Below are 19,991 nucleotides of genomic sequence, written 5' to 3'. Positions count from 1 at the left end.
TCGTGGCCTGTGCATGCGGCCCGCCTCCATTCTCGAAATTCTGTGGCCGCGCTGGGCCATGGAGCCTCTGCGCCTTGCGCGCATGCCCATGTTCGCCGCGGCGGCATGCTTCGCCGCGGGCATCGCGCTGGCAAGGTGGAACTGGGTTCCGGTCGGATGCCTTGTGTGGCTGCTGGTGGTGTGCGTGGTGCTTACCCTTGCCGCGCTGCGCCGCGCATTACGGTGTGCGCTTTTACCCTCATTGCTGCTGTGGTTTATCGCCGGCATGCTCTGCATGGAACTGGAGCCTTTGCCGTTACGGCAGCAGGCAGTCGTGCACGGCGCAGATCATCTTCGACGCCAGATCAGCGGCAGTATTGTGCGCGTGCAGCCGCTCACGGCAGAGGCCTACGAGCCAGCGACGATCGACCCCGAGACACTGGCCGATGACGCCACGCCACAGCAAAACCTCGTCGCCATTGACCTCGCGCTCGATCACGTGGAAGAGGTCACACCAGACCTGTCGCGCATGATGCCCGTAGAGGGCGGCATCCGGCTGTATGTGCGCGGGCGCGATGCCTCCGTTCTTCCGTCATTGCGCTGCGGGGATGCGCTCACGCTCGCGGTGCAGATGCGCGAGCCCGAACGATATCTCGATGCGGGTGTCTGGCAGTTCGCGGATTACCTGGAGCAGCAGGGCATTGCCGCGACGGCGCGCGTCGATGCTGCCGTACTGCATCCGTCTCCAGGGAAAGGCCGTTTTTCCTGTCGAGTTCATGCGTGGTCTACGTGGGCCGCAGGCCGTTTGCAGTGTGTTGTGGACTCACGCGCGAACCGCATGCTGCCTGCGGCCCTGCGGCTGACACGCGACGATGCGGGCATGCTCAGCGCCATGCTCTTCGGCGACCGCACCCTGCTGGATCACGGGCTGCGCCTTGGCTTTGAACGGACCGGCACCTTCCACGTTTTCGTGGTCGCGGGCATGCATCTGGGGCTGCTTGCCGCCATGGTCTACATGCTGCTGCCGCGCCGCCTGCCGGAAGGTCTGCGCGTTCTGCTCACCCTTGCGCTGGCCACACTCTATGCCTTGCTCACCGGCTTTCAACCACCAGTGCAGCGCGCCTTGCTGATGACCGGGGTCTTCCTGCTCACACGCTGGCTGGCGCGCAATCACAGCACGCTCAATGCGCTTGGGGTTGCGGCCATTGTCGTCATGGCCAGCGCACCGCATCTGCTGTTTGAAGCCAGCCTGCAGATGTCCCTGCTGGTCATCGTTGCCATCGGAGGCATTGCCGCGCCGCTGCTGAACCGCACCGTGCAGCCCTATCTGCGTGCGGCCTCGCGCTTGCGGTTCGTGCAACTGGACACCGGCTTCCCGCCGCACCTGGCGCAGTTCCGTGTGCTGCTGCGCATGTACGGCCGGCCGCTTGGATGGATCTTTGGTCGCTCCATAGGCCGATGGGCGCGCAGTCTGCCCGCCTGGTGCGTCCGCGTTGTGCTGCACGTTGTAGAACTTGCTTTCGTCAGCCTGATTGCGGAACTGGTTATGGCCCTGCCGATGGCCATCTACTTTCATCGGCTCACGCTGCTGTCAGTCCCGCTGAACCTTCTGTGCGTTCCGCTGCTTGGCGTGCTGATGCCGGTGGCGATTGTTACCTTTGTCGTCTCGCTGCTCTGGCCCTGGCTGGCCATGCTGCCCGCCGCCGCAACAGCGTTGCTGCTCCACGCCATGACCTCCCTTGCACAACGGGCAAGTTACGCACCGGCGGCGGATCTGCGCATTCCCCCGCCTCCTGTGCTCGCCATCGTCTTCGCCATGCTGGTGTGGGCTGCATGCCTGTGGTTGGTTCGCACACGCGACCGCTGGGTATGGACGGTTGTCGCTCTGCTTCCCCTGGCCATGCTGGCTGTTACGTATCCGTACGCGCGGCACATCCACCCGGGCCAGCTTGAGGTTACTGCCATTGACGTTGGCCAGGGCGACTCGATCTTCGTTACCTCTCCCGAAGGGCAGACCATGCTCATCGATGCCGGTGGCCCGGTCGGCTCTGCGCAGACTGCTGCCGCCAGCAAGTGGGATGTGGGTGAGGATGTCATCTCGCCCTACCTGTGGTCGCGCGGCATCCGCCGTCTCAACATCGTTGTGCTGACACACGCGCACAGCGATCACATGGGCGGCATGGCTGCGGTTCTGCGCAACTTCCATCCGCAGGAGTTGTGGATAAGCGTCGACGCCGGATCTTCGGCCTTCCGCGCACTTCTCGATCAGGTGCGTCAACAGGGCATCGTTGTGCGGCGCCTGCGTGCCCCATGTTTGTTTGCGTGGAGCCGCGTGAATCTCCGCATCCTCGCTCCGCAGCAGAATGTGCCCAACGGCTTCGCGCCCGTGAACAACGACTCGCTGGTGATGGAGATTGACTACGGACAATCGTCCGTCCTGCTGGAAGGGGATGCCGAGCAGCAGAGTGAGGCCACCATGCTCGCCTCGGAGCCGCTGCATCCCGTCACACTGCTGAAGGTAGGCCATCACGGCAGCCTCACCTCCACCACGCCCGCATGGCTGGCCGCGCTCCATCCGCATTACGCGGTCATCTCTGCGGGGCGTAACAACCGGTTCGGGCATCCGCGTATGGAGGTGCTGCAGCGGCTGCAAATGCAACAGGTCCGTACCTGGCGTACGGACCTGTTGGGCGTTTCTACGTTTCTGCTAAGTGAAGACGGCAGCGTAACTACAGATTGAGCTTCTTGAAGATCGACTCCGGGATATGCCGGATCACGAACATGATGATGGCCCAGATGCCCGGCACATACAGCACGTCCTTCTTGGCGCGAATGGCCGCGACGATGGTGGCCGCGACCTTGTCCACGTCGGCAAACTTCTCGCTGCCCTTCATGCCCATGGTCATCGCGGTTTTCACCGGGCCGGGCTTGATGGTCAGCACCGTTACGCCCAACCGGTCCACGCGATTGCGCAGGCCGTCGAGGAAGGCGCTCAGGCCCGCCTTCGAGCTGCCGTAGACGTAGTTCGACTTGCGTCCGCGCTCTCCGGCAACCGACGAGATTACGGCCAGCACGCCACGTCCCTGCTTCACAAAGTAGTTTGACAGCAGCGTGCACAGTGAGACCGGCGACAGGAAGTTGGTGTAGATCACCTGCGCTGCCGCGTCGAAGCTTTCTTCCGACTGCTGCTGGTCGCCCATGATGCCGTGGGCCAGGTAGGCCACGTCCAGCCCGCCCAGTGCGTTGACCGCGTCGGCAATCAGTTGCGGATGCCTGGAGGTCTCATCCAGGTCGCAGACCAGGGTTTCGACAAACTTTGCTCCGCGCGCCTTCAGGTCTCCGGCCACTGCGGCCAGCTTCTCACCACTGCGGCCTACCAGTACAAGGCTTGCGCCCTGCCGTGCCCAGACGCGGCACGTCGCTTCGGCAATCCCGGAGGTTGCTCCCAGTACAAGAATTCGTTCGCTCATCAGGTGTCCTTTTCTATGCTTCTCGTGTCACGCGCTCCCAGAAGCTGGAGGAGAGCAGAGGATCTTTGTACTTCAGGAACTGCTGCCACTGCGGATAGCTCGTCTGGTACTGTGCAGCCGTCATACGGGCGTCCTTGGCCGGATACAGCTTGCCGCCGAACTCCAGCGTCATGCTGGCCAGGCGGTCAAACAGAGGGAAGCTTTTGCCCGGTTTGATCGGGAAGTCCAGCGCCAGCGTAATGCCCGGTTGCGGGAAGCTGAGCATGCCCGGCGACGGTACATCGCCAAAGGCCTTCAGCACGGCCAGGAAGCTTGCCAGGCCGCTCTTGGCAACCTCATTCAGGATGGCGATAGTGCCTTCGCGTGCGTGCTCCCACGGAATGGCGTACTGGAACTGCAGCAGGCCGCTGGAGCCGTACATGCGGTTCCACTTCAGTACCTTGTCCAGCGGGTAGAAGAACGGCTCATAGTCCTGCAGTGCCGTCACACGCTTCTTCATCTGCTTGTGGAAGAAGACGGTGTTGAACGCCGCCACGGAGGCTGAGTTCAGCATGAAGCTGGGTGCTTCGATGGGGAAGACCAGCTTGGGCTCGGGCGATGGCTTCAGTTCGCCGGGATTGCGCGTGTGGTCGCCCTGCATGAAGACGCCGCGCGCAAAGTTCTTGCCGGTGGAGCTGCAGTCAATCCAGCTGACGGTGTACTCCACGTTCTTGCTGGCCTCGGTCAGCGCCAGGAACTCGTCCACGCCGTGGAACTGGATGCCCTCGTAATCGATCTTGCGGCTGACGATGGGTTTCATCTTCAGCTTGGCCCAGGTCATCACACCGGTCAGTCCCATGCCGCCAATTGTGGCTGCGTACCAGTCCGGGTTCTCCGTGGGCGAGCAGATCAGCTTCGTGCCATCGGAGCGCACCAGCTCGAACTCCGGCACGTGGCAGCCAAAGGTGCCGGCTACGTGGTGGTTCTTGCCGTGAATGTCATTGGCAATGGCGCCGCCCAGTGTCACGTACTTGGTGCCGGGGGTAACGGGCAGAAAATAGCCATGCGGAACGCAGAAATCCAGAATCTGCGCCAGCGTCATGCCGGCTTCCGCCTTTAAAATTCCGGTTTCGGGATTCCACTCCAGGATGCGGTTCATCCCGGTGGTCACCATCAGGTTGCCATCCTTCAGCAGGCACACATCGCCATAGCTGCGTCCCATGCCTACGGCCAGTGCGCCGTTGTGCATACCCCCGTTCCGGGAAACAATGGCCGGAAAATCACTTTGCCACTGCAGCGGAACCACCGTGGCGTTGTATTTCGGATAGCGGCCCCATGGCTCAAACGGTGGAGTCCCCGTCATTTGGTCTTCGCTATGGTCAGGTGTGCTCAGTTGGCGTTGTGAAGGTCCGGCAGCAGTGGCCATGAGGACAGCATATCCGATGAAGTTTACGAAATCGAAAAAACCTTCTGTGGCATACAACACTCTATGAGAGAAAAGAATGATGGACTTAAAGCAACTCCGGGCCGCAACAGAAAAAGAACACCGTGCAATTGAGGGTGTTATGCCCATCATGGCGGCCGATCTTTCCCTGTCAACGTACCAGTCCGTGCTGTCGGCGCTTTACGGCATACTGCGCGCCTGGGACGAATGGGCCGAGCGGCATGCTCCCCCGGACTTACGCCAGGAGACCCTCACGCGCCTCCGCTCGCCGTTGCTTGAGGCGGATCTCGCATATTTCCACCTGCCTGTGCCCCAGCAACGCGCCACGCTCGATCTCCCCATGTCCGAAGCCGGCTTTCTGGGCGCCATGTATGTAATGGAAGGCTCCACCCTGGGCGGCCAGTACATCGCCCGCCACGTGGAGCAGACACTTGGTTTGCAGCCGGGCAAAGGCGATGCCTATTTCATTGGATATGGTGAACACACCTCGGAACGCTGGAGAGTATTTCAAGGCATACTTCGTGACCTTCCGGAGCATCAGACCGCAGAAGTGATTTCCGGTGCGCGGGCCATGTTCACGCAATTCCGCCTCTGGATGGTGAAACAATTCGAGAAGGGAATACGCGCAGAACTGCAGACGCATGGGCGGTGAGAACCAAAGTTTCGACGAAAGAGCGCTGTTGAAGGATCTTCAGCACTGCGAGGATGAAAACATCCGCATCCCCGGGTCGGTGCAGCCGCATGGATTCCTGCTGGCGCTGGATGAGGACGATAAGATCGTCGTGGCCAGCGAAAATGCCGCGGATCTCCTCGGCAAGCCACTGAAGCTGATCCTTGGCGCCGGCATCGATGTCCTTTTCGACCGGGAGCTGCTGGCTGCGATCCGGCATCATGCCAGCAGGCCGCCCGCGGGAACCGTACTCTATCTCGGCTCCTTCCATCTGTGCGGTGAGTTGTACAGCGTGGTGACGCACATCGTTAACGGCCGCCGCGTCCTCGAGTTTGAAAAGCAGGATCGTCTTGTTGGCCCGGAGATGATGAACGCGGTCATCACCAACTTTGTCGGCACACTCTCCAAGCTCACCACCGAAAATGACCTGCGACAGTCCATCGTGCAGCAGGTGGCTGACCTTACCGGCTTTGACCGCGTTCTGCTCTACTCCTTTGACGAGTTCGGCCACGGCACCGTGCTGAATGAGGTGAACAACGGACGCCTTCCCAGCTACCTGGATCTTCGCTTCCCGGGAACCGACATCCCGCAGCAGGCACGCGCTCTCTACCTGGCCAACACCGTCCGCATCATTCCGGATGTGTCCTACAAGCCCTCGCCGCTGAGCGGTTTGCCCGGAGAGCATACCCGTTCCTTTGACATGTCCAGCTGCGTTCTGCGCAGCGTCTCTCCCATTCACCTGGCATACATGCGCAACATGCGCACGCTTTCGTCCATGTCGCTCTCCGTTGTTGTGGAGGGCCGCCTTTGGGGCCTGATCAGCGGTCATCACGCGGAGCCGCGCGCCGTGCCTTACCTGGTGCGCTCCGCCTGCGACATGCTGACCAAGATCGTCGGCAACCAGCTCTCAGCCTTCCGCACCTCGACCCAGTTGGAAGAGACCGTGCACTATCACGCCATCCAGCACAAGCTGCTGACGCGCATTGCCGCGACGGTGAACTACATGGACACCCTGGAGGGTGAGGCCGCCGAGCTGCTGGAGGTAACCTCCGCCGGGGGAGCGGCGCTGTGGATGGATGACCGGCTGACTTGCCACGGTAAGACTCCTACCGAGGAGCAGGTGAAAGGCATTATCGACTGGCTGGATACGCAGCCTGAGCTCGAGGTCTTCTCCACGCATTGCCTGGGGACACATCTGCCGTGGGCTGGCTCGATCGCGGATGCGGCCAGCGGCATGATCGCCATCCGTATCTCCGATGTGCGCCGCCGCTACATCCTGTGGTTCCGTCCGGAGATTGTGCAGACCGTAAAGTGGGCGGGTGATCCCGGGGAGAGCCTGGAATCCATCAAGCTGCTGGAACCGCGCCACTCGTTCGAGCTGTGGAAGCAGATCGTCCGTGGCCGCTCCGTCGAATGGTCCGGCATGCAGATCGAGTCCGCGCGCGAGTTCCGTTCCGCACTGATGACCATCAGCCTGCGCCGCGCTGAAGAAGAGGCGCAGCTTGCCGAGGCACGCTTTGACCAGTTGACCCACTCGCTGCCCACCAAGATCTTTACCGCCAATGACAGCGGTGAGTTGACCTATGTGAACCAGCAGTGGCACGACGCCGGCCTGAACGAGAAAGGCCGCTGGTTCGAAGGCGGCCGCCTGATTCCGGAAGACGAAGCCCGCTGCGCCGACGCATGGAGCAACGCCATCCGCGAAGGCATTCTGTTTGAAGAAGAGCTCCGCTTCCAGTCTCCGGATGGCGAACCGCGCTGGAACCTTGTCCGCGCTGTGCCCTTCCGTGGCCTTGGCGCCGTGCGTGCCGGCTGGGTTGGCATGTGCGCCGACCTGACCGAACGTAAGGAGCGCGAAGCCGCCATTCGTATGGCCGAGAAGCTGGCCATCACCGGCCGCATGACCTCCGTCATCGCGCATGAGATCAACAATCCGCTCGAAGCTATTACCAACCTGATGTACCTGCTGCGGCAGGAGGTGGATGAGAGCAACCGCTCGGCCACCGAGTACATCACGATGGTCGAGAGTGAGCTGATCCGCATCAGCGGCATTACCAAGCAGACCCTGCGCTGGACCCGCGAAAACCAGGAGCGCTTCGACTGGATGGCGCTCGACGAGATGTTCGAGGAGGTTCTGCGCCTCTTCCACGGCAAGTCGAACAATCGCCATGTCACGGTGCAGACGCTGGGCGACAGGGGACTGCGCTACTACGGCATGGTCGGCCAGATCCGTCAGGTCGTCGCCAACCTGGTCTCAAACGCCATCGATGCCAGTCACATCGGCGGAACCATCATGCTGCGCGCGCGGTCTGAAGCCAGGGGACTGGTTATTGAAGCCACCGATCATGGCGCCGGTATGGATGACCATGTCCGCAGCCAGATCTTCAAGCCCTTCTTCACCACCAAGGGCGACCTTGGCAACGGCCTCGGCCTCTACATCTCGCATGAGATTGTGGAGCGTCACGGAGGCCACATTGAAGTGGATACGCAGCCCGGTCATGGCACCACCGTCCGTGTGGTGTTGCCTCTGCTGGAGACGGACGTGATACTGCCAGTCAAAGGCCTGCAGTAAAGCAATCTTCAAACCTACACCGGGTGTCCCACCCTCGCGGAGCCAAGGGTGGGTTCGTGAGCCCAAACGCGGTAACCCCTTCATGCGAAGCATGGGGGAAGATCGCGCACAGCACGATCCGGGAGGGAGCACGGCCTTCAGGCCCCCTGAAATGAGACAGCAAGAAACGGAGCTTCAGCCCCGGAGGCGGTTAAAAGCAAAAGACGCGACCGGAGTCGCGTCTTTCACCTGATTTCTGCTGGAAGCTTACGCAGCCTGCTTGGCGGCGGCGTTGGCGTCCTTGGCCTGCTGCGCCAGGGCGGTGAAGCCCGCGGCGTCATGCACGGCGATGTCGGCCAGAACCTTGCGGTCCAGCTCAACGCCGGCCTTCTTCAGGCCGCTGATGAACATGGAGTAGCTCAGGCCATTCAGCTTGGCGGCGGCGCCGATACGGACGATCCACAGCGAGCGGAACTGACGCTTCTTCTGCTTACGGCCGGTGTAGGCAAACTTAAGACCACGCTCTACGGCTTCCTGTGCTGCCTGGTAGAGCTTCGACTTTGTAAGGAAGTAACCACTTGCGCGCTTGAGGATCTTTTTGCGCCGGTCATTCCGCTTTGTGCCACGTTTTACGCGGGGCATCGTGTTTCTCCTTTTGCGTACTGTTCTAGCGGCTGGAGGTGAGAGCACCTCTTCACACGCTTGCTGCTCCAGGTCTGGTATCGGCTTTGCACTGTGTGCTCACCGAGGGGCCGGTACGCTTTTCTTGGCCCGTTGCTGCTTCCAGCGGCTCGACCTGAAATCTACTTCCAGAAGTCCACTTACGCTCAGGCGTAAGGAATCATGCGGCTGACCTTGGCATGATCGCCGTCAGACACATAAGCCGGACCGCCAAGGTGGCGCTTCGTCTTGCTGGACTTCGAGGTGAGGATGTGACGGGTCTTGGTCTGGCCGCGCTTGATCTTGCCCGTGCCAGTCTTCTTGAACCGCTTCGCCGCACCGGAGTGGGTCTTCATTTTAGGCATGTTAATCCTAGAGAATTACTGCATTGAACAACGTTTTTCAGTATACCCCAGAATCGAATCAGGGCCTCCCCATTCCACTCGGTTGCACCATCCGTAGTGCAGCCACCCTCGCTGAGCGAAGGTGGGTTCATAAGCCACCGCTTCCTCGCGGACAAGTACACTAATCCATGTGCAGGTGTTGCCGCTCACGGGCGGCGCTTAATCGGGGAAGCTGGTGAAAATCCGGCGCTGTCCCGCAACGGTGATGGGAGCTCTCTCCCAAAGTCCGAGTACCGGCCTGCCGCCACCACCGAGGAGGAGCGGATCAACCCCTCTCCCACCCCGGCGTGCGTTTGCGAATGCTGGTCTCGTGGAGTGGACCCGGCAGACGATTCCTTTTGTTTTCCGCCGTTTACGGTGGGAGGCACAAGCCTGCGCACGGGTGGTTCCATAGGCGGCAAACCCGCCGGAAGGAACCTGTACCGCATGTCTGTTCTGAATAACGCAAAGCTGAATACTGCCAATCTGGGATTTCCCCGCATGGGCCAGAACCGCGAGCTGAAGTTTGCCCTGGAGGCCTTCTGGTCCGGCAAAAGCCCGGAAGACGATCTGCTCGCCGTCGCCCGCGACCTGCGCCGCCGTCATTGGCTGTTGCAGAAAGAGGCCGGCATCGGCGTTATCCCCTCCAACGACTTCAGCCTCTACGACCAGGTGCTGGACACGCTCGTTCTTCTGGGTGCCACCCCTGCCCGCTATGGCAGCGGCCCGGTCAGCCTGGGCCAGTACTTTGACATGGCCCGCAACAGCGCCCAGCAGCCGGCGCTGGAGATGACCAAGTGGTTTGACACCAACTACCACTACCTGGTCCCGGAGTGGTCCGCCGGTCTGCACCTGATCGCCGATCCGTCGAAGGCTGTCCGTGAGTTTGAAGAGGCAAAGGCGCTGGGCATCGTCACGCGGCCGGTTCTAGTTGGCCCCATCACCCTTCTGCTGCTGGGCAAGAGTGTGGATGGCAGCTCGCGGCTGGCGCTGCTGCCGCGTCTTCTGCTGGCGTACAAGGCGGTTCTGGAGGCGCTGATTGCCGCTGGAGCTGCGGACGTCCAGATCGACGAGCCGGTGCTGGTCACCGATCTTTCCATCGAGTGGAAGCGCGCCTTCGAGGCCGCCTACGCCGAGCTGGGGCAGCTCCCGGTTTCCATTACCGTGGCGACGTATTTCGGCGCTCTGGGCGACAACCTGCAACTGGCGTCGTCGCTGCCGGTTAGCGGTCTGCACATTGACCTGGTGCGCGCTCCGGGGCAACTGGACGAGGTTCTGGCGACGCTGCCGCCGGAAAAGACGCTCTCGCTGGGCGTGGTGGATGGCCGCAACATCTGGAAGTCGGAGTTTGCGACCGTTCGGTCTCTGATTGCTCGCGCCGTCGCCGTTCTGGGGCAGGATCGGGTCGTTCTGGCGCCGTCCTGCAGTCTGCTGCACGTTCCGTTTGACACCGCCGGAGAGGATAAGCTGCCCTCCGGGCTCTTCGAAAGGCTAAGCTTTGCCGTGCAGAAGCTTGGCGAGCTGCGCGACCTGGCGACCGGGGACGAAGCCGCGTTTGCGGCGAACGCCGCGCACTTTGCCGGTCAGCGTGGCGGAGCTTCCAGCCGCGTGCAGCAGAAGCTGGCTGCACTGACGGAGGACGATTTCGCCCGTCCGCAGCCGTATCCGGACCGCGCTCCGCTGCAGCGCGAGGCGCTGAAACTGCCGCTGCTGCCAACGACGACCATCGGCAGCTTTCCGCAGACCGCCGAGGTGCGCCGCCAGCGCGCGGCCTGGCGCAAGGGGCTGCTGGACGATGCAGCCTACGAGAGCTTCCTGGAAGCCGCGACCGAGGAGTGCATCCGCCGCCAGGAGGAGCTGGGGCTGGATGTCCTGGTGCACGGCGAGTTCGAACGCAATGACATGGTGGAGTACTTTGGCGAGCAGCTGGACGGCTTCGCCTTCACCCGCAACGGCTGGGTGCAGAGCTACGGTTCGCGCTGCGTGAAGCCGCCCATCATCTACGCCGACGTAGAGCGTCCTGCGCCGATGACCGTTCGCTGGTCGAAGTTTGCGCAGTCGCTCACGCAAAAGCCGATGAAGGGCATGCTCACCGGGCCTGTGACCATCCTGCAGTGGTCCTTTGTTCGCAACGACATCCCGGAGAGCGAGACCACGTTCCAGATTGCGTTGGCGCTGCGGAAGGAGATTGCCGACCTGGAGGCGGCGGGCATTGGAGTCATCCAGGTGGACGAGCCGGCTTTGCGCGAGGGGCTGCCGCTGCGCATGGGCGACTATGCAGGCTACCTGGACTGGGCAGTGAAGGCCTTCCGGCTGGCCACCAGCGGCGTCCGGGCCGAGACGCAGATCCATACCCACATGTGCTACGCCGAGTTTGAGACGATTCTGCCGGCGATTGCGGCGCTGGACGCGGATGTGATCTCCATGGAATCGGCGCGGTCAAAGATGGCTCTGCTGGCGGACTTCAGGGCGCACGGCTACCCGAACGAGATTGGTCCGGGCGTCTGGGATATCCATGCCACGCGCGTTCCGGGTGAGGAAGAGGTGCGCGGTCTGCTGCTCATGGCGCTGGAGTCTTTGAAAGCAGAGCAGTTATGGGTGAATCCGGACTGCGGCCTGAAGACCCGCCAGTGGCCGGAGACGGAGGCCTCGCTGCGGAACCTGGTGGCGGCGGCGAAGGCGGTACGGGAAGAGTTGGTGGGGAGGTAGTTGCAAAAACAACAGCAGGTCCTTCGCTACGCTCAGGATGACACCCTATATTTCGCGGTGACATCCGAGAGACAGTAAAGGACCTGTTCACCTTTTCGGTTCTTTCCGTAAAGTGTTTCGTTTCTTTCTCCACTGTTTGAGATCGCGCCGAGCCATGAGAACAAAGCCGATTCCGGTGCCAATCAGAACGCTTGCAACTTTCCAGAAGAGGTAGTAACGCATTTACGAAACTCTCTTTCTCATCTTCACAATCTCAATCGACAGGCCGTCGCCGATGGGGGCGTGGTGGCGTTCGGTTTCGACATAGCCCTTTTTCAGGTAGATGGGGTAGCCGGTGAGGGTGGCGCCCATCTCCAATTCGCGGAAGCCTTCGGCGGCCGCAGCGTCTTCCGCAGCTTTCAGGACAAGGGAACCGAGCCCCTGGCGGGCGTGGGCGGGGTGGACGAAGATGGCCCGAATTTTGGCTGCATCTACCGCAGGATCAAGCAGTTCCGGCTCTTTGGCTTCCACCTGGGCATCGCCTCCGTAGAGGGTCTTGCGGCGGCTCCATCCACCGCAGGCGGCGTAGCTGCCGGTCTCGTCTTCTGCGACGAAGTAGGTGCCGTCGGCGACCAGGCGCGTGTCCACAGTGAAGATGGTGCGGACGGCTGCGTCGATCTCGGCCGGGCCGTAGTCCGTGGCCTGCAGGTGACGGACGGACTGCTCGATGAGCTGCTGCAGGGCGGGGATCTCTTTCGGGCGAGCGGTGCGGAGCTTGTAGGGCATGGCTTAAAGTGTCCCATTTTGCACGGAAAACGGCACCTGGAGGCGCTGTTTAAGCGCTTAAACCCGTCTTCCGGACGTGCTAAAATAAGGGTGTAGAAGTCCCTTTAAACGCCCTGCATAAGGCAAGCAATTTCAGTAATTTACGGAGTCTGATGTCCACTCAGAACGTTCCCCTTGTAGAGAATCCCGGCAGCGCTGAGAGCGCGGCTTATACCAGCGACAACATCAAGGTACTGGAAGGCCTGGAGGCGGTGCGTCTGCGGCCGGCCATGTACATCGGTTCGACGACCGAACAGGGTCTGCATCATCTGGTGTACGAGGTGGTGGACAACTCTGTGGACGAAGCGCTGGCTGGCCATGCGACGCGCATCGACGTGGTGATCCACGTGGATAACTCGATTACGGTGGTCGATGACGGCCGCGGTATCCCTGTAGATGAGAAGACGCTGCCGGATGGCACACGTATGCCCGCGGTGCAGGTGGTGCTGACCAAGCTGCATGCCGGCGGTAAGTTTGACGCGAGCACCTACAAGGTCTCCGGCGGTCTGCATGGCGTGGGCGTAAGCTGCGTGAACGCGCTGAGCGAGGAGTTCGATGTCGAGATCTGGCGCGATGGCCAGACCTACGAGCAGACCTACTCGAAGGGTGAGCCAACGAGCCATGTGAAGAACACCGGTGTAACGAAGAAGCGCGGCACCAAGGTGCACTTCCTTCCGGACAAGACGATCTTCAGCGTGCATGAGTACAACTACGACATTCTTGCCAACCGTCTGCGTCAGCTTGCCTTCCTGAACAAGGGCATTGAGATCACGCTGACGGATGAGCGCACGACCGACTCCAAGACCGGCGACTCGAAGACACAGAGCTTCAAGTACAACGGAGGCATTGCCGAGTTCATCAAGCATTTGAACAAGGGCAAGCAGGTGCTGCACGACAAGCCGTTCTACATGGAAGCGGAGAAGGGCACGCTGGTGGTGGAGGCGGCGCTGCAGTACAACGACTCCTACTCGGAGACGGTGTTCTCGTTTGCCAACAACATCAACACGGTGGATGGCGGAACGCATCTCTCGGGCTTCCGCACGGCGCTGACGCGCACCATCAACGCAGCCGGCCAGTCGCTGGGATTGTTCAAGGACCTGAAGGAATCGCTGTCGGGCGATGACGTGCGTGAAGGTCTGGTTGCCGTGGTCTCGGTGAAGATTCCGCAGCCGCAGTTTGAAGGCCAGACCAAGGGCAAGCTGAACTCGGATATCGCAGGACAGGTGCAGGCGTTTGTGAACGAGCGCCTGGGCGCGTTCTTTGAGCAGAACCCGCAGGTGGCCAAGCGTGTGATCAACAAGGCGATTGAAGCTGCCCGCGCGCGTGAAGCTGCCCGCAAGGCACGCGATCTTACCCGCCGTAAGGGTGCGCTGGATGGCGGCGGATTGCCGGGCAAGCTGGCCGATTGCAGCGAAAAGGATCCTTCGCGTTGCGAGGTCTACCTGGTCGAGGGTGAGAGCGCAGGCGGTACCGCCAAGCAGGGACGCGATCGTAAGTTCCAGGCGATTCTTCCGCTGAAGGGTAAGATCCTCAACGTCGAGAAGGCCCGCTACGACAAGATGCTGGGCCACGAAGAAATCCGCGCCATGATTACGGCGATGGGCACGGGCATTGGCAAGGACGACTTTGATTCCAGCAAGCTGCGCTATCACAAGATCATCCTGATGACCGATGCCGACGTCGACGGATCGCACATCCGCACGCTGCTGCTGACCTTCTTCTTCCGCCACATGACGGAGCTGATCCAGCGCGGCCACGTGTACATTGCGCAGCCTCCGCTGTTCAAGATCAAGAAGGGCCGCTTTGAGCAGTACATCAAGGACGAGCGCGAGTTTGTGAAGGTGATGGTCAAGCGCGCCTCGGACGGCATGGTGATTCGTTATGGCGAGAACGCGCAGACGCTGGAAGGCCGTCCGCTGACCGACTTCATGGGCAAGCTGAACGACTACATCGGCTACTTCGACAAGGCGAACAAGCGCTTCCGCAATGAAGCGGTGACGGCTGCCTTTGCCAACCTGTTTGCGCATGAAGGCAAGGACCCGGCCAAGCGCGCGGACTTTGAGTCGCCGGAGAAGATTACGCAGCTGAAAGCGCAGCTTGAGAAGATTGGCAAGGAAGCCAAGTTCAAGGCTGTGTCAGAGCCCGTGCTGGATGAAGAGCACCAGACGTGGTCTGTCAGCTTTACAGACACCAACGGCCAGCAGCGCTGGATTGACTGGACGCTGGCCTCTGCTCCGGAGATGCGCCTGCTGCTGGGCAAGCATGCGCAGATTGCCGAACAGCTACAGCCGCCGTTCCTGATTGAGTATGTGCAGAAGGGCGCAGGCAAGGTTGAGGTGGTCGAGGAAGAGGATGTGGAAGAGCAGGAGACGGAGGGCGTAGCCGATGCGGCTGCTGCTCCTGGCACCGCGGCTGAGGCGAAGGGCACCAAGCGCAGCGCCAACGCCAAGCTTCCGCAGGACCCGGTGGAGAAGAAGAGCGCGCGTGACCTGTTTGAGTATGTGATCGAGCAGGGCCGCAAGGAATACCAGGTGCAGCGCTACAAGGGACTGGGCGAGATGACCGCCGAGCAACTGTGGGAGACCACCATGGATCCCGAACGTCGGACGCTGCTGGAAGTAAAGCTGGAAGACATTGCGGGTACGGAAGAGATCTTCACCACGCTGATGGGCGAGGATGTGGAAAGCCGCCGCAAGTTTATTGAAGAGAATGCGCTGGATGTGAAGAACCTGGATATCTAACAGCAGGGAAGAGCAGACAGGGAACAGCAAGCGGAGGCCTTTGGTCTCCGCTTTGTTTTGCGCTCGTAAGATAGAAGCAGACCTCATGCCTTCCTACCTGACAACACACGGTCACTACCTATGGCTGGTTGCTGCCTCTTTCATCGCCGGGGTGATGAACGCGCTGGCGGGCGGCGGGTCGTTTGTCTCGTTTCCGGCGATGCTGGCGGTGGGGGTTCCTCCTATCCAGGCAAATGCGACGAACACGGTGGCGATCTGGCCGGGGCAGTTGACTTCGCTGGCGGCGCTGAAGAATGACCTGCGGCGCGATGTTGCGTGGGTGGTTGTGCTGGCCTCCATCATTGGAGGCATTGGCGGGGCGCTGATTCTGCTGCGCACGCGGGAGGCGACTTTTCTGCGTGTGCTGCCGTGGATGCTGCTGGCGGCGTCGCTGATCTTTGGCGTGAGCGGACGCATCTCGCGCTGGCTGCGCGGCCGTACGGAACATCCTCACCTGGAGCGGAAACCGTCGGTACTGTACGTGTTGCTGGCGCTGCTGCCGGTGACCTTCTACATCGGCTACTTTGGCGCGGGTGCCGGTTTTCTGATCATGACGGTGATGGCGCTGTTCGGTGTGGAAGAGATGCACCAGTTGAACTCGCTGAAGGTGCTGGGCGCGTGCGTGTCAAACCTGGCGGCGGTGTTCACCTTCATTGTGCGGGGAGCGGTCGTGTGGCATTACTGCCTGGTGGCGATGGTCTTTGCCGGGCTGGGTGGTTGGCTGGGCGCCAGGTATGCGCGGCGGATGAATGGTGACGTGCTGCGGGTGGTGGTGGTGGTGACCGGGTGTGCCGTGGCGGGGTGGTTCTTTTATTTGAACAGCCGGTAGGAATCCTGCATTGCCCACCCATGCTTCGCATGGATGGGGCACCCGGTGTTGTGTTTGGAGAAACAGATCCGCTCAGGATGACAAGCGCGGTTTTGTGAAAGCATAGAAGGGTATGAGTCACGAAGGCATTCGCTTTATCAGCAAGGAAGAGGCACTGGCCGCGGCGGCGCAGGATGACCGTCTGCCGCGCGAGGCGGTAACACCGGCCAAGGTGCGCGTCCACATGACGACCGGTGAGGGCGTTGAGATTGAGTGGAAGGATGGCCATCAGAGCAAGTGGAGCTTCCCGTGGCTGCGCGATGCGTGTCCGTGCGCGACCTGCCATGAGGAGCGTCAGCACACCGGCCGCAAGCTGGGGGAAGCAAAGGCCAAGCCGGCGGAGATGTTTGCCATGTACCAGGCTCCGGCCAAGCCGATGTCGGTGGAGAAGGTGGGCAACTACGCTCTGAAATTCAAGTGGAATGACGGACACGAGGCAGGGATTTATTCGTGGGATCACCTGCGCCGTGTGTGCAACTGCGAGGCATGCCGGAGCAAGCAGGCATGATGACGGCGACGCTTGCCGAAAAGCGGTTGCTGAGCGAGGCCTCGCAGACATGGGAGCTTGTGTTTACGTGCGAGGCTCCGTTGTCGTACCAGCCGGGACAGTTCTACTCGTTTGTCACAGAGCGGGAGGGCAAGCAGGAGGTTCGTGCGTATTCGCTGACCGCCGCGCCTGCGGGAGAGCGCATGGTGCTGTGCCTGAATCGCGCGGGTTGGTTTTCGAACCTGCTGTGCGACCTTCCGATCGGCGGCACGGCGCAGATGCATGGGCCGTATGGCGCGTTTGTGTTGCGCGATGGGCCGGGCATTGTTGTGGCGGATGGCGTGGGGATTGCGCCGGTGGCGTCGATGGCCGACGCTCTGCTGCGCGGGCAGGGATATGTTGGTCCGCTGACGCTGTTGCACACGGCCACGGCGGATGGGGAGCTGTTCTACCGCGAGCGGTTTGAGCAGGCAGAGCGCGCGGTTGAGGGCTTCCGGTATCTGCCGCTGGCTGCGAGTGCGGTGGAGGCGGAGCTGGAGAGGCTGATTGCGGAAGCGGGCGAGCCGAAGCCGACGGCGTACATTGTGGGGCTGAATGCGTTTGCCGCGCCGTTGCGCCAGTGGTTCAAAGACCGAGGCTGGGACCGTAAGCAGATTGTGTTTGAGCGATACGACTGAAGTTGTGAGTTGGGTGTTCTGCGTTGTGTGTGGGGTCTATACCAACTCAGAACACGCAACGCAGAACGCGAAACTCACAGGTTGAAGAGCTCTTTCAGACGCTTGGTCTGGGCGCGGCTGACAGGGATTTCTGTCTGCTGTCGGTCGTCCATGCGGAGCTGGTAGCTGGACTTGAACCATGGCACGACTTCGCGGATGTGATGGATGTTGACGACGAAGCTGCGGTGGGCGCGCCAGAAGATCTCCGGATTGAGCTGGTCCGTCAACTCCTCGAGGGTGCGGCAGTTGGAGACGCCTTCGACATTCTGCGTGACGATGGAGATCTGTCCTTCGTCGATGGCGGCAAAGCAGATGTGCTTCTGGTCGACGAGCAGAAGGCGGTTCTGAGCGCGGACGACGACCTTGCTGCTGGCGCGTGCGGGAGGTGCGGCCTGCTGGGTCTGCTCTTCGAGCAGCTTCATCAGGGCGTCGAGCTTGGCGCTGTTGGGGTCGCTGGAGGCCTGAGGGGCTGCTTCGGCGGCGGCTACAGCGGCAACGCGATGGCGGGCCTTTTCGACGGTCCTCTCGACACGGGCCTGGTCAAAGGGTTTGAGCAGGTAGTCGATGGCGTTGACCTCGAAGGCGCGCACGGCGTACTGGTCGTACGCGGTGGCGAAGACGACCTGGGGCATGCGGTCGACCTTGCCGATCAGCTTTTTCAGCACGGCAAAGCCGTCGAGGCCGGGCATCTGCACGTCGAGGAAGACGACATCGGGATGGTGTTCGCGGATGAGCTCAACGGCTTCAATGCCGTTGGAGCCCTGCGCAAGCACCTCAATGTCGCCGGACTTCTCCAGCAGGTACTCAAGCTCCTGACGGGCGAGTGGCTCGTCGTCGATGATGAGAGCGGTCATTGCCATGGAACGTTTCAGTATAGATGCACGAGGAGAGCTTAGGGTGCAGCGGGGCGCCGGTTACTCGTCGTGATAGGCGCGCAGTCGGCTGGGAGCGCCGTCGGTGGCAAGATCGTGACCGCAATTGGAGCAGTAGACATCGGTGATGGCCACGCCGCGGTAGCACTGTCCGCAGACGGGAGCGGTCTGGAAGCGGCACTGCGGGCAGAAGTTGTCGCCCGACTGCAGCTCGCTGCTGCAATGCGGGCAGCGGGAGACGATGGGCTGGCGTACCAGGAAGTAGACGATGGCTCCGATGCCGGCGGGCATGAGGAGGACCATCAGGATCCAGAGTGCGGCCGACATGTTGCGGCGCTTGACGTCGCGGCTGACGTAGCCGGCCAGAAGAGCGTAGCTGGAGAGAGCCGAGCCCCAGAAGAAGCCCATGGCAATGCGCATCGGCAGCAGTTCGCCGTGGCGATGGGGCATTTTGAAATGGAACAGATACTGCAGGCCCACGAAGAGAACCGCAGCCAGAGCGATGGACCAGGTGGGAACCAGGCTCAGGTCGTATTCCGCGGTGCTTTGGTCTTTGCGCTCGAAAACGTCAGCCATTAACGCTTGCCTCCGCGATCAGCCTTCCCACGCTTGTACCACACCACGCCGATAGCTGCTGCGGAGACAGGGATCAGCCACATGAGCAGAACGAAGATCTGCTCACTGGCATACGGAAGACTGCCTTCGCCATCAGCGTCTGAGGCGAGGATAATCGCCGTGGTGACCACGGCAGCAAACAGCAGAACACCACCGAAGATAAGGGGCAGATAAAGACCGCGCACCTTGTTCTTCTGTTCCTGTTGCTTAAGGGCCTGCGCGCGAATCACGCGGTGCGTGCGATTGACGACGCGCGATGGAGCGGGGGGAGTCATGGTTGCCATCACCGTAATCCTTCTGCTGGGAGCCTGCGAAGGGCTTCGACCTGCGGCCGGAGGGCGGCAAGGCCACGATAAAGGCGGGACTTCACGGTCGACAGGGGAGCGCGGGTAACGGCTGCGATCTCCTCCAGCGACATATCTTCATGGAAGCGGAGAGTCAGGACTTCGCGGTAGCTCGGCTCCAGCGTCAGCATGACGGCGGCAACCTCGGCGGCGTTTTCGCGCTCGCGGAGCTGCTCAAAGGGCGAAGGTGCATCCATCGCGATTTCAAAGGGGCGCTCGTCGTCGCCGCCTTCGCTCATCTCGTCCAGGCTGGCCATGGTCTTGCGGCGGGCGTTGTCGATGACGAGGTTGCGGGCGATGGTGAACAGCCAGGTTTCAAAGCGGGCCTTGCCGTTGTACTGCGATCCGCGGACGAGAACACGCATCCAGGTCTCCTGGAAGAGGTCCTCTGCCATCTCACGGCGACCGGTCAGGAAGGTGAGGTAGCGCATCAGGCGGTGCTGGTACTGCTCAATCAGGGAGTCGAGAAGATCCGGATCCTGCCGCTTCAACCCGCGCGCAACGGCGGCGTTCTCCTGTGCCTGATCCGCAATGGCGGCATCGGTTCGGACTAGGGAGAAGCGTGGCATGGTTCCTCAGACGGGTGTCTTTTGTTTAAAGACGCAGGAATGCAAATTTTTTTAAAAATTCGCGTGCAACCAGTATAGGGTGGGGCCGCAT

At 61.4% G+C, this 19,991-nt stretch carries 17 protein-coding genes and 1 riboswitch; of the genes, 8 read left to right on the top strand and 9 right to left on the bottom strand.

Annotated features, from left to right (window positions below):
- Nucleotides 1–13: 13 nt before the first annotated feature.
- A complete protein-coding gene (locus OHL13_RS12045) occupies nucleotides 14–2,719 on the top strand; it encodes a DNA internalization-related competence protein ComEC/Rec2 (RefSeq protein ID WP_263410368.1) in 2,706 nt (901 codons plus the stop codon).
- On the opposite strand, the gene OHL13_RS12040 is transcribed toward OHL13_RS12045, so the two are convergent.
- Entirely contained in the window at nucleotides 2,709–3,449 is a 741-nt protein-coding gene (locus OHL13_RS12040; RefSeq protein WP_263410367.1) for an SDR family oxidoreductase, read from the bottom strand. The two genes, OHL13_RS12045 and OHL13_RS12040, sit on opposite strands and share 11 nt — an antisense overlap.
- 13 nt (nucleotides 3,450–3,462) lie before the next feature.
- Nucleotides 3,463–4,791: an FAD-binding oxidoreductase gene (locus tag OHL13_RS12035; protein WP_263411654.1), complete on the bottom strand. Its 1,329-nt coding sequence runs from the start codon at nucleotides 4,789–4,791 to the stop codon at nucleotides 3,463–3,465.
- A gap of 139 nt (nucleotides 4,792–4,930) precedes the next feature.
- Between OHL13_RS12035 and OHL13_RS12030 the strand changes: the two genes are divergently transcribed.
- Both OHL13_RS12030 and OHL13_RS12025 read left to right on the top strand, forming a co-directional pair.
- On the top strand, nucleotides 4,931–5,524 hold the full coding sequence (locus OHL13_RS12030) for a biliverdin-producing heme oxygenase (protein ID WP_317889923.1): 594 nt from the start codon (nucleotides 4,931–4,933) through the stop codon (nucleotides 5,522–5,524).
- Between the two features lie 28 nt (nucleotides 5,525–5,552).
- A complete protein-coding gene (locus tag OHL13_RS12025) occupies nucleotides 5,553–8,114 on the top strand; it encodes an ATP-binding protein (protein ID WP_263410366.1) in 2,562 nt (853 codons plus the stop codon).
- A gap of 246 nt (nucleotides 8,115–8,360) precedes the next feature.
- On the opposite strand, the gene rplT is transcribed toward OHL13_RS12025, so the two are convergent.
- Together rplT and rpmI are read right to left on the bottom strand one after the other, a co-directional pair.
- Nucleotides 8,361–8,735, bottom strand: coding sequence for a 50S ribosomal protein L20 (gene rplT, locus OHL13_RS12020; protein ID WP_263410365.1), 375 nt, complete (start codon nucleotides 8,733–8,735; stop codon nucleotides 8,361–8,363).
- A gap of 185 nt (nucleotides 8,736–8,920) precedes the next feature.
- Complete coding sequence (rpmI, locus tag OHL13_RS12015; protein WP_263410364.1) at nucleotides 8,921–9,118, bottom strand: 50S ribosomal protein L35; 198 nt, start codon at nucleotides 9,116–9,118, stop codon at nucleotides 8,921–8,923.
- 156 nt (nucleotides 9,119–9,274) lie between these two features.
- A riboswitch (cobalamin riboswitch) is annotated at nucleotides 9,275–9,413 on the top strand.
- A 170-nt stretch (nucleotides 9,414–9,583) separates the two neighbouring features.
- Between rpmI and metE the strand changes: the two genes are divergently transcribed.
- Nucleotides 9,584–11,845 carry a 5-methyltetrahydropteroyltriglutamate--homocysteine S-methyltransferase gene (gene metE / locus OHL13_RS12010; protein ID WP_263410363.1) on the top strand — a complete coding sequence of 754 codons (2,262 nt, stop codon included), beginning with the start codon at nucleotides 9,584–9,586 and terminating at the stop codon, nucleotides 11,843–11,845.
- A 222-nt stretch (nucleotides 11,846–12,067) separates the two neighbouring features.
- On the opposite strand, the gene OHL13_RS12005 is transcribed toward metE, so the two are convergent.
- Nucleotides 12,068–12,610 (bottom strand): GNAT family N-acetyltransferase, encoded by a 543-nt coding sequence (locus OHL13_RS12005; RefSeq protein WP_263410362.1) that lies wholly within the window; start codon nucleotides 12,608–12,610, stop codon nucleotides 12,068–12,070.
- Between the two features lie 152 nt (nucleotides 12,611–12,762).
- Here OHL13_RS12005 and gyrB point away from each other — a divergent pair, with 152 nt between their 5' ends.
- The 4 genes from gyrB (at nucleotide 12,763) to OHL13_RS11985 (ending at nucleotide 17,461) form a co-directional block, all read left to right on the top strand.
- Nucleotides 12,763–15,390 carry a DNA topoisomerase (ATP-hydrolyzing) subunit B gene (gyrB, locus tag OHL13_RS12000; RefSeq protein WP_263410361.1) on the top strand — a complete coding sequence of 876 codons (2,628 nt, stop codon included), beginning with the start codon at nucleotides 12,763–12,765 and terminating at the stop codon, nucleotides 15,388–15,390.
- A gap of 85 nt (nucleotides 15,391–15,475) precedes the next feature.
- Complete coding sequence (locus OHL13_RS11995; RefSeq protein WP_263410360.1) at nucleotides 15,476–16,258, top strand: sulfite exporter TauE/SafE family protein; 783 nt, start codon at nucleotides 15,476–15,478, stop codon at nucleotides 16,256–16,258.
- A gap of 112 nt (nucleotides 16,259–16,370) precedes the next feature.
- Nucleotides 16,371–16,805, top strand: a complete 435-nt coding sequence (locus OHL13_RS11990) for a DUF971 domain-containing protein (protein ID WP_263410359.1) — start codon at nucleotides 16,371–16,373, stop codon at nucleotides 16,803–16,805.
- Nucleotides 16,784–17,461 (top strand): ferredoxin--NADP reductase, encoded by a 678-nt coding sequence (locus OHL13_RS11985; protein WP_263410358.1) that lies wholly within the window; start codon nucleotides 16,784–16,786, stop codon nucleotides 17,459–17,461. Before OHL13_RS11990 ends, OHL13_RS11985 begins: the two co-directional genes overlap by 22 nt.
- Before the next feature lie 74 nt (nucleotides 17,462–17,535).
- Here the strand turns inward: OHL13_RS11985 and OHL13_RS11980 are convergent, their stop codons facing one another.
- Genes OHL13_RS11980 through OHL13_RS11965 form a run of 4 tightly spaced genes read right to left on the bottom strand, consistent with a single transcriptional unit; the run spans nucleotide 17,536 to nucleotide 19,900 of the window.
- Nucleotides 17,536–18,360 carry a LytR/AlgR family response regulator transcription factor gene (locus OHL13_RS11980; protein WP_263410357.1) on the bottom strand — a complete coding sequence of 275 codons (825 nt, stop codon included), beginning with the start codon at nucleotides 18,358–18,360 and terminating at the stop codon, nucleotides 17,536–17,538.
- A gap of 54 nt (nucleotides 18,361–18,414) precedes the next feature.
- Nucleotides 18,415–18,948, bottom strand: coding sequence for a zinc ribbon domain-containing protein (locus OHL13_RS11975; protein ID WP_263410356.1), 534 nt, complete (start codon nucleotides 18,946–18,948; stop codon nucleotides 18,415–18,417).
- On the bottom strand, nucleotides 18,948–19,271 hold the full coding sequence (locus OHL13_RS11970) for a hypothetical protein (RefSeq protein WP_263410355.1): 324 nt from the start codon (nucleotides 19,269–19,271) through the stop codon (nucleotides 18,948–18,950). Before OHL13_RS11970 ends, OHL13_RS11975 begins: the two co-directional genes overlap by 1 nt.
- Nucleotides 19,271–19,900 carry an RNA polymerase sigma factor gene (locus OHL13_RS11965; RefSeq protein WP_263410354.1) on the bottom strand — a complete coding sequence of 210 codons (630 nt, stop codon included), beginning with the start codon at nucleotides 19,898–19,900 and terminating at the stop codon, nucleotides 19,271–19,273. The genes OHL13_RS11970 and OHL13_RS11965 overlap by 1 nt, the downstream gene beginning before the upstream one ends.
- Nucleotides 19,901–19,991: the final 91 nt, after the last annotated feature.

The organism is Terriglobus tenax, from assembly GCF_025685395.1.
GTDB lineage: Bacteria > Acidobacteriota > Terriglobia > Terriglobales > Acidobacteriaceae > Terriglobus > Terriglobus tenax.
Note: the sequence above shows the minus strand (reverse complement) of the source record. Positions and strands in the feature narration are given on the sequence as shown.

Coding starts and splice junctions, on each gene's coding strand:
- OHL13_RS12045 (WP_263410368.1), top strand. CDS start 14: ATGCGGCCCGCCTCCATTCTCGAAATTCTGTGGCCGCGCTGGGCCATG.
- OHL13_RS12040 (WP_263410367.1), bottom strand. CDS start 3,449: ATGAGCGAACGAATTCTTGTACTGGGAGCAACCTCCGGGATTGCCGAA.
- OHL13_RS12035 (WP_263411654.1), bottom strand. CDS start 4,791: ATGACGGGGACTCCACCGTTTGAGCCATGGGGCCGCTATCCGAAATAC.
- OHL13_RS12030 (WP_317889923.1), top strand. CDS start 4,931: ATGATGGACTTAAAGCAACTCCGGGCCGCAACAGAAAAAGAACACCGT.
- rplT (WP_263410365.1), bottom strand. CDS start 8,735: ATGCCCCGCGTAAAACGTGGCACAAAGCGGAATGACCGGCGCAAAAAG.
- rpmI (WP_263410364.1), bottom strand. CDS start 9,118: ATGCCTAAAATGAAGACCCACTCCGGTGCGGCGAAGCGGTTCAAGAAG.
- metE (WP_263410363.1), top strand. CDS start 9,584: ATGTCTGTTCTGAATAACGCAAAGCTGAATACTGCCAATCTGGGATTT.
- OHL13_RS12005 (WP_263410362.1), bottom strand. CDS start 12,610: ATGCCCTACAAGCTCCGCACCGCTCGCCCGAAAGAGATCCCCGCCCTG.
- gyrB (WP_263410361.1), top strand. CDS start 12,763: ATGTCCACTCAGAACGTTCCCCTTGTAGAGAATCCCGGCAGCGCTGAG.
- OHL13_RS11995 (WP_263410360.1), top strand. CDS start 15,476: ATGCCTTCCTACCTGACAACACACGGTCACTACCTATGGCTGGTTGCT.
- OHL13_RS11990 (WP_263410359.1), top strand. CDS start 16,371: ATGAGTCACGAAGGCATTCGCTTTATCAGCAAGGAAGAGGCACTGGCC.
- OHL13_RS11985 (WP_263410358.1), top strand. CDS start 16,784: ATGCCGGAGCAAGCAGGCATGATGACGGCGACGCTTGCCGAAAAGCGG.
- OHL13_RS11980 (WP_263410357.1), bottom strand. CDS start 18,360: ATGGCAATGACCGCTCTCATCATCGACGACGAGCCACTCGCCCGTCAG.
- OHL13_RS11975 (WP_263410356.1), bottom strand. CDS start 18,948: ATGGCTGACGTTTTCGAGCGCAAAGACCAAAGCACCGCGGAATACGAC.
- OHL13_RS11970 (WP_263410355.1), bottom strand. CDS start 19,271: ATGGCAACCATGACTCCCCCCGCTCCATCGCGCGTCGTCAATCGCACG.
- OHL13_RS11965 (WP_263410354.1), bottom strand. CDS start 19,900: ATGCCACGCTTCTCCCTAGTCCGAACCGATGCCGCCATTGCGGATCAG.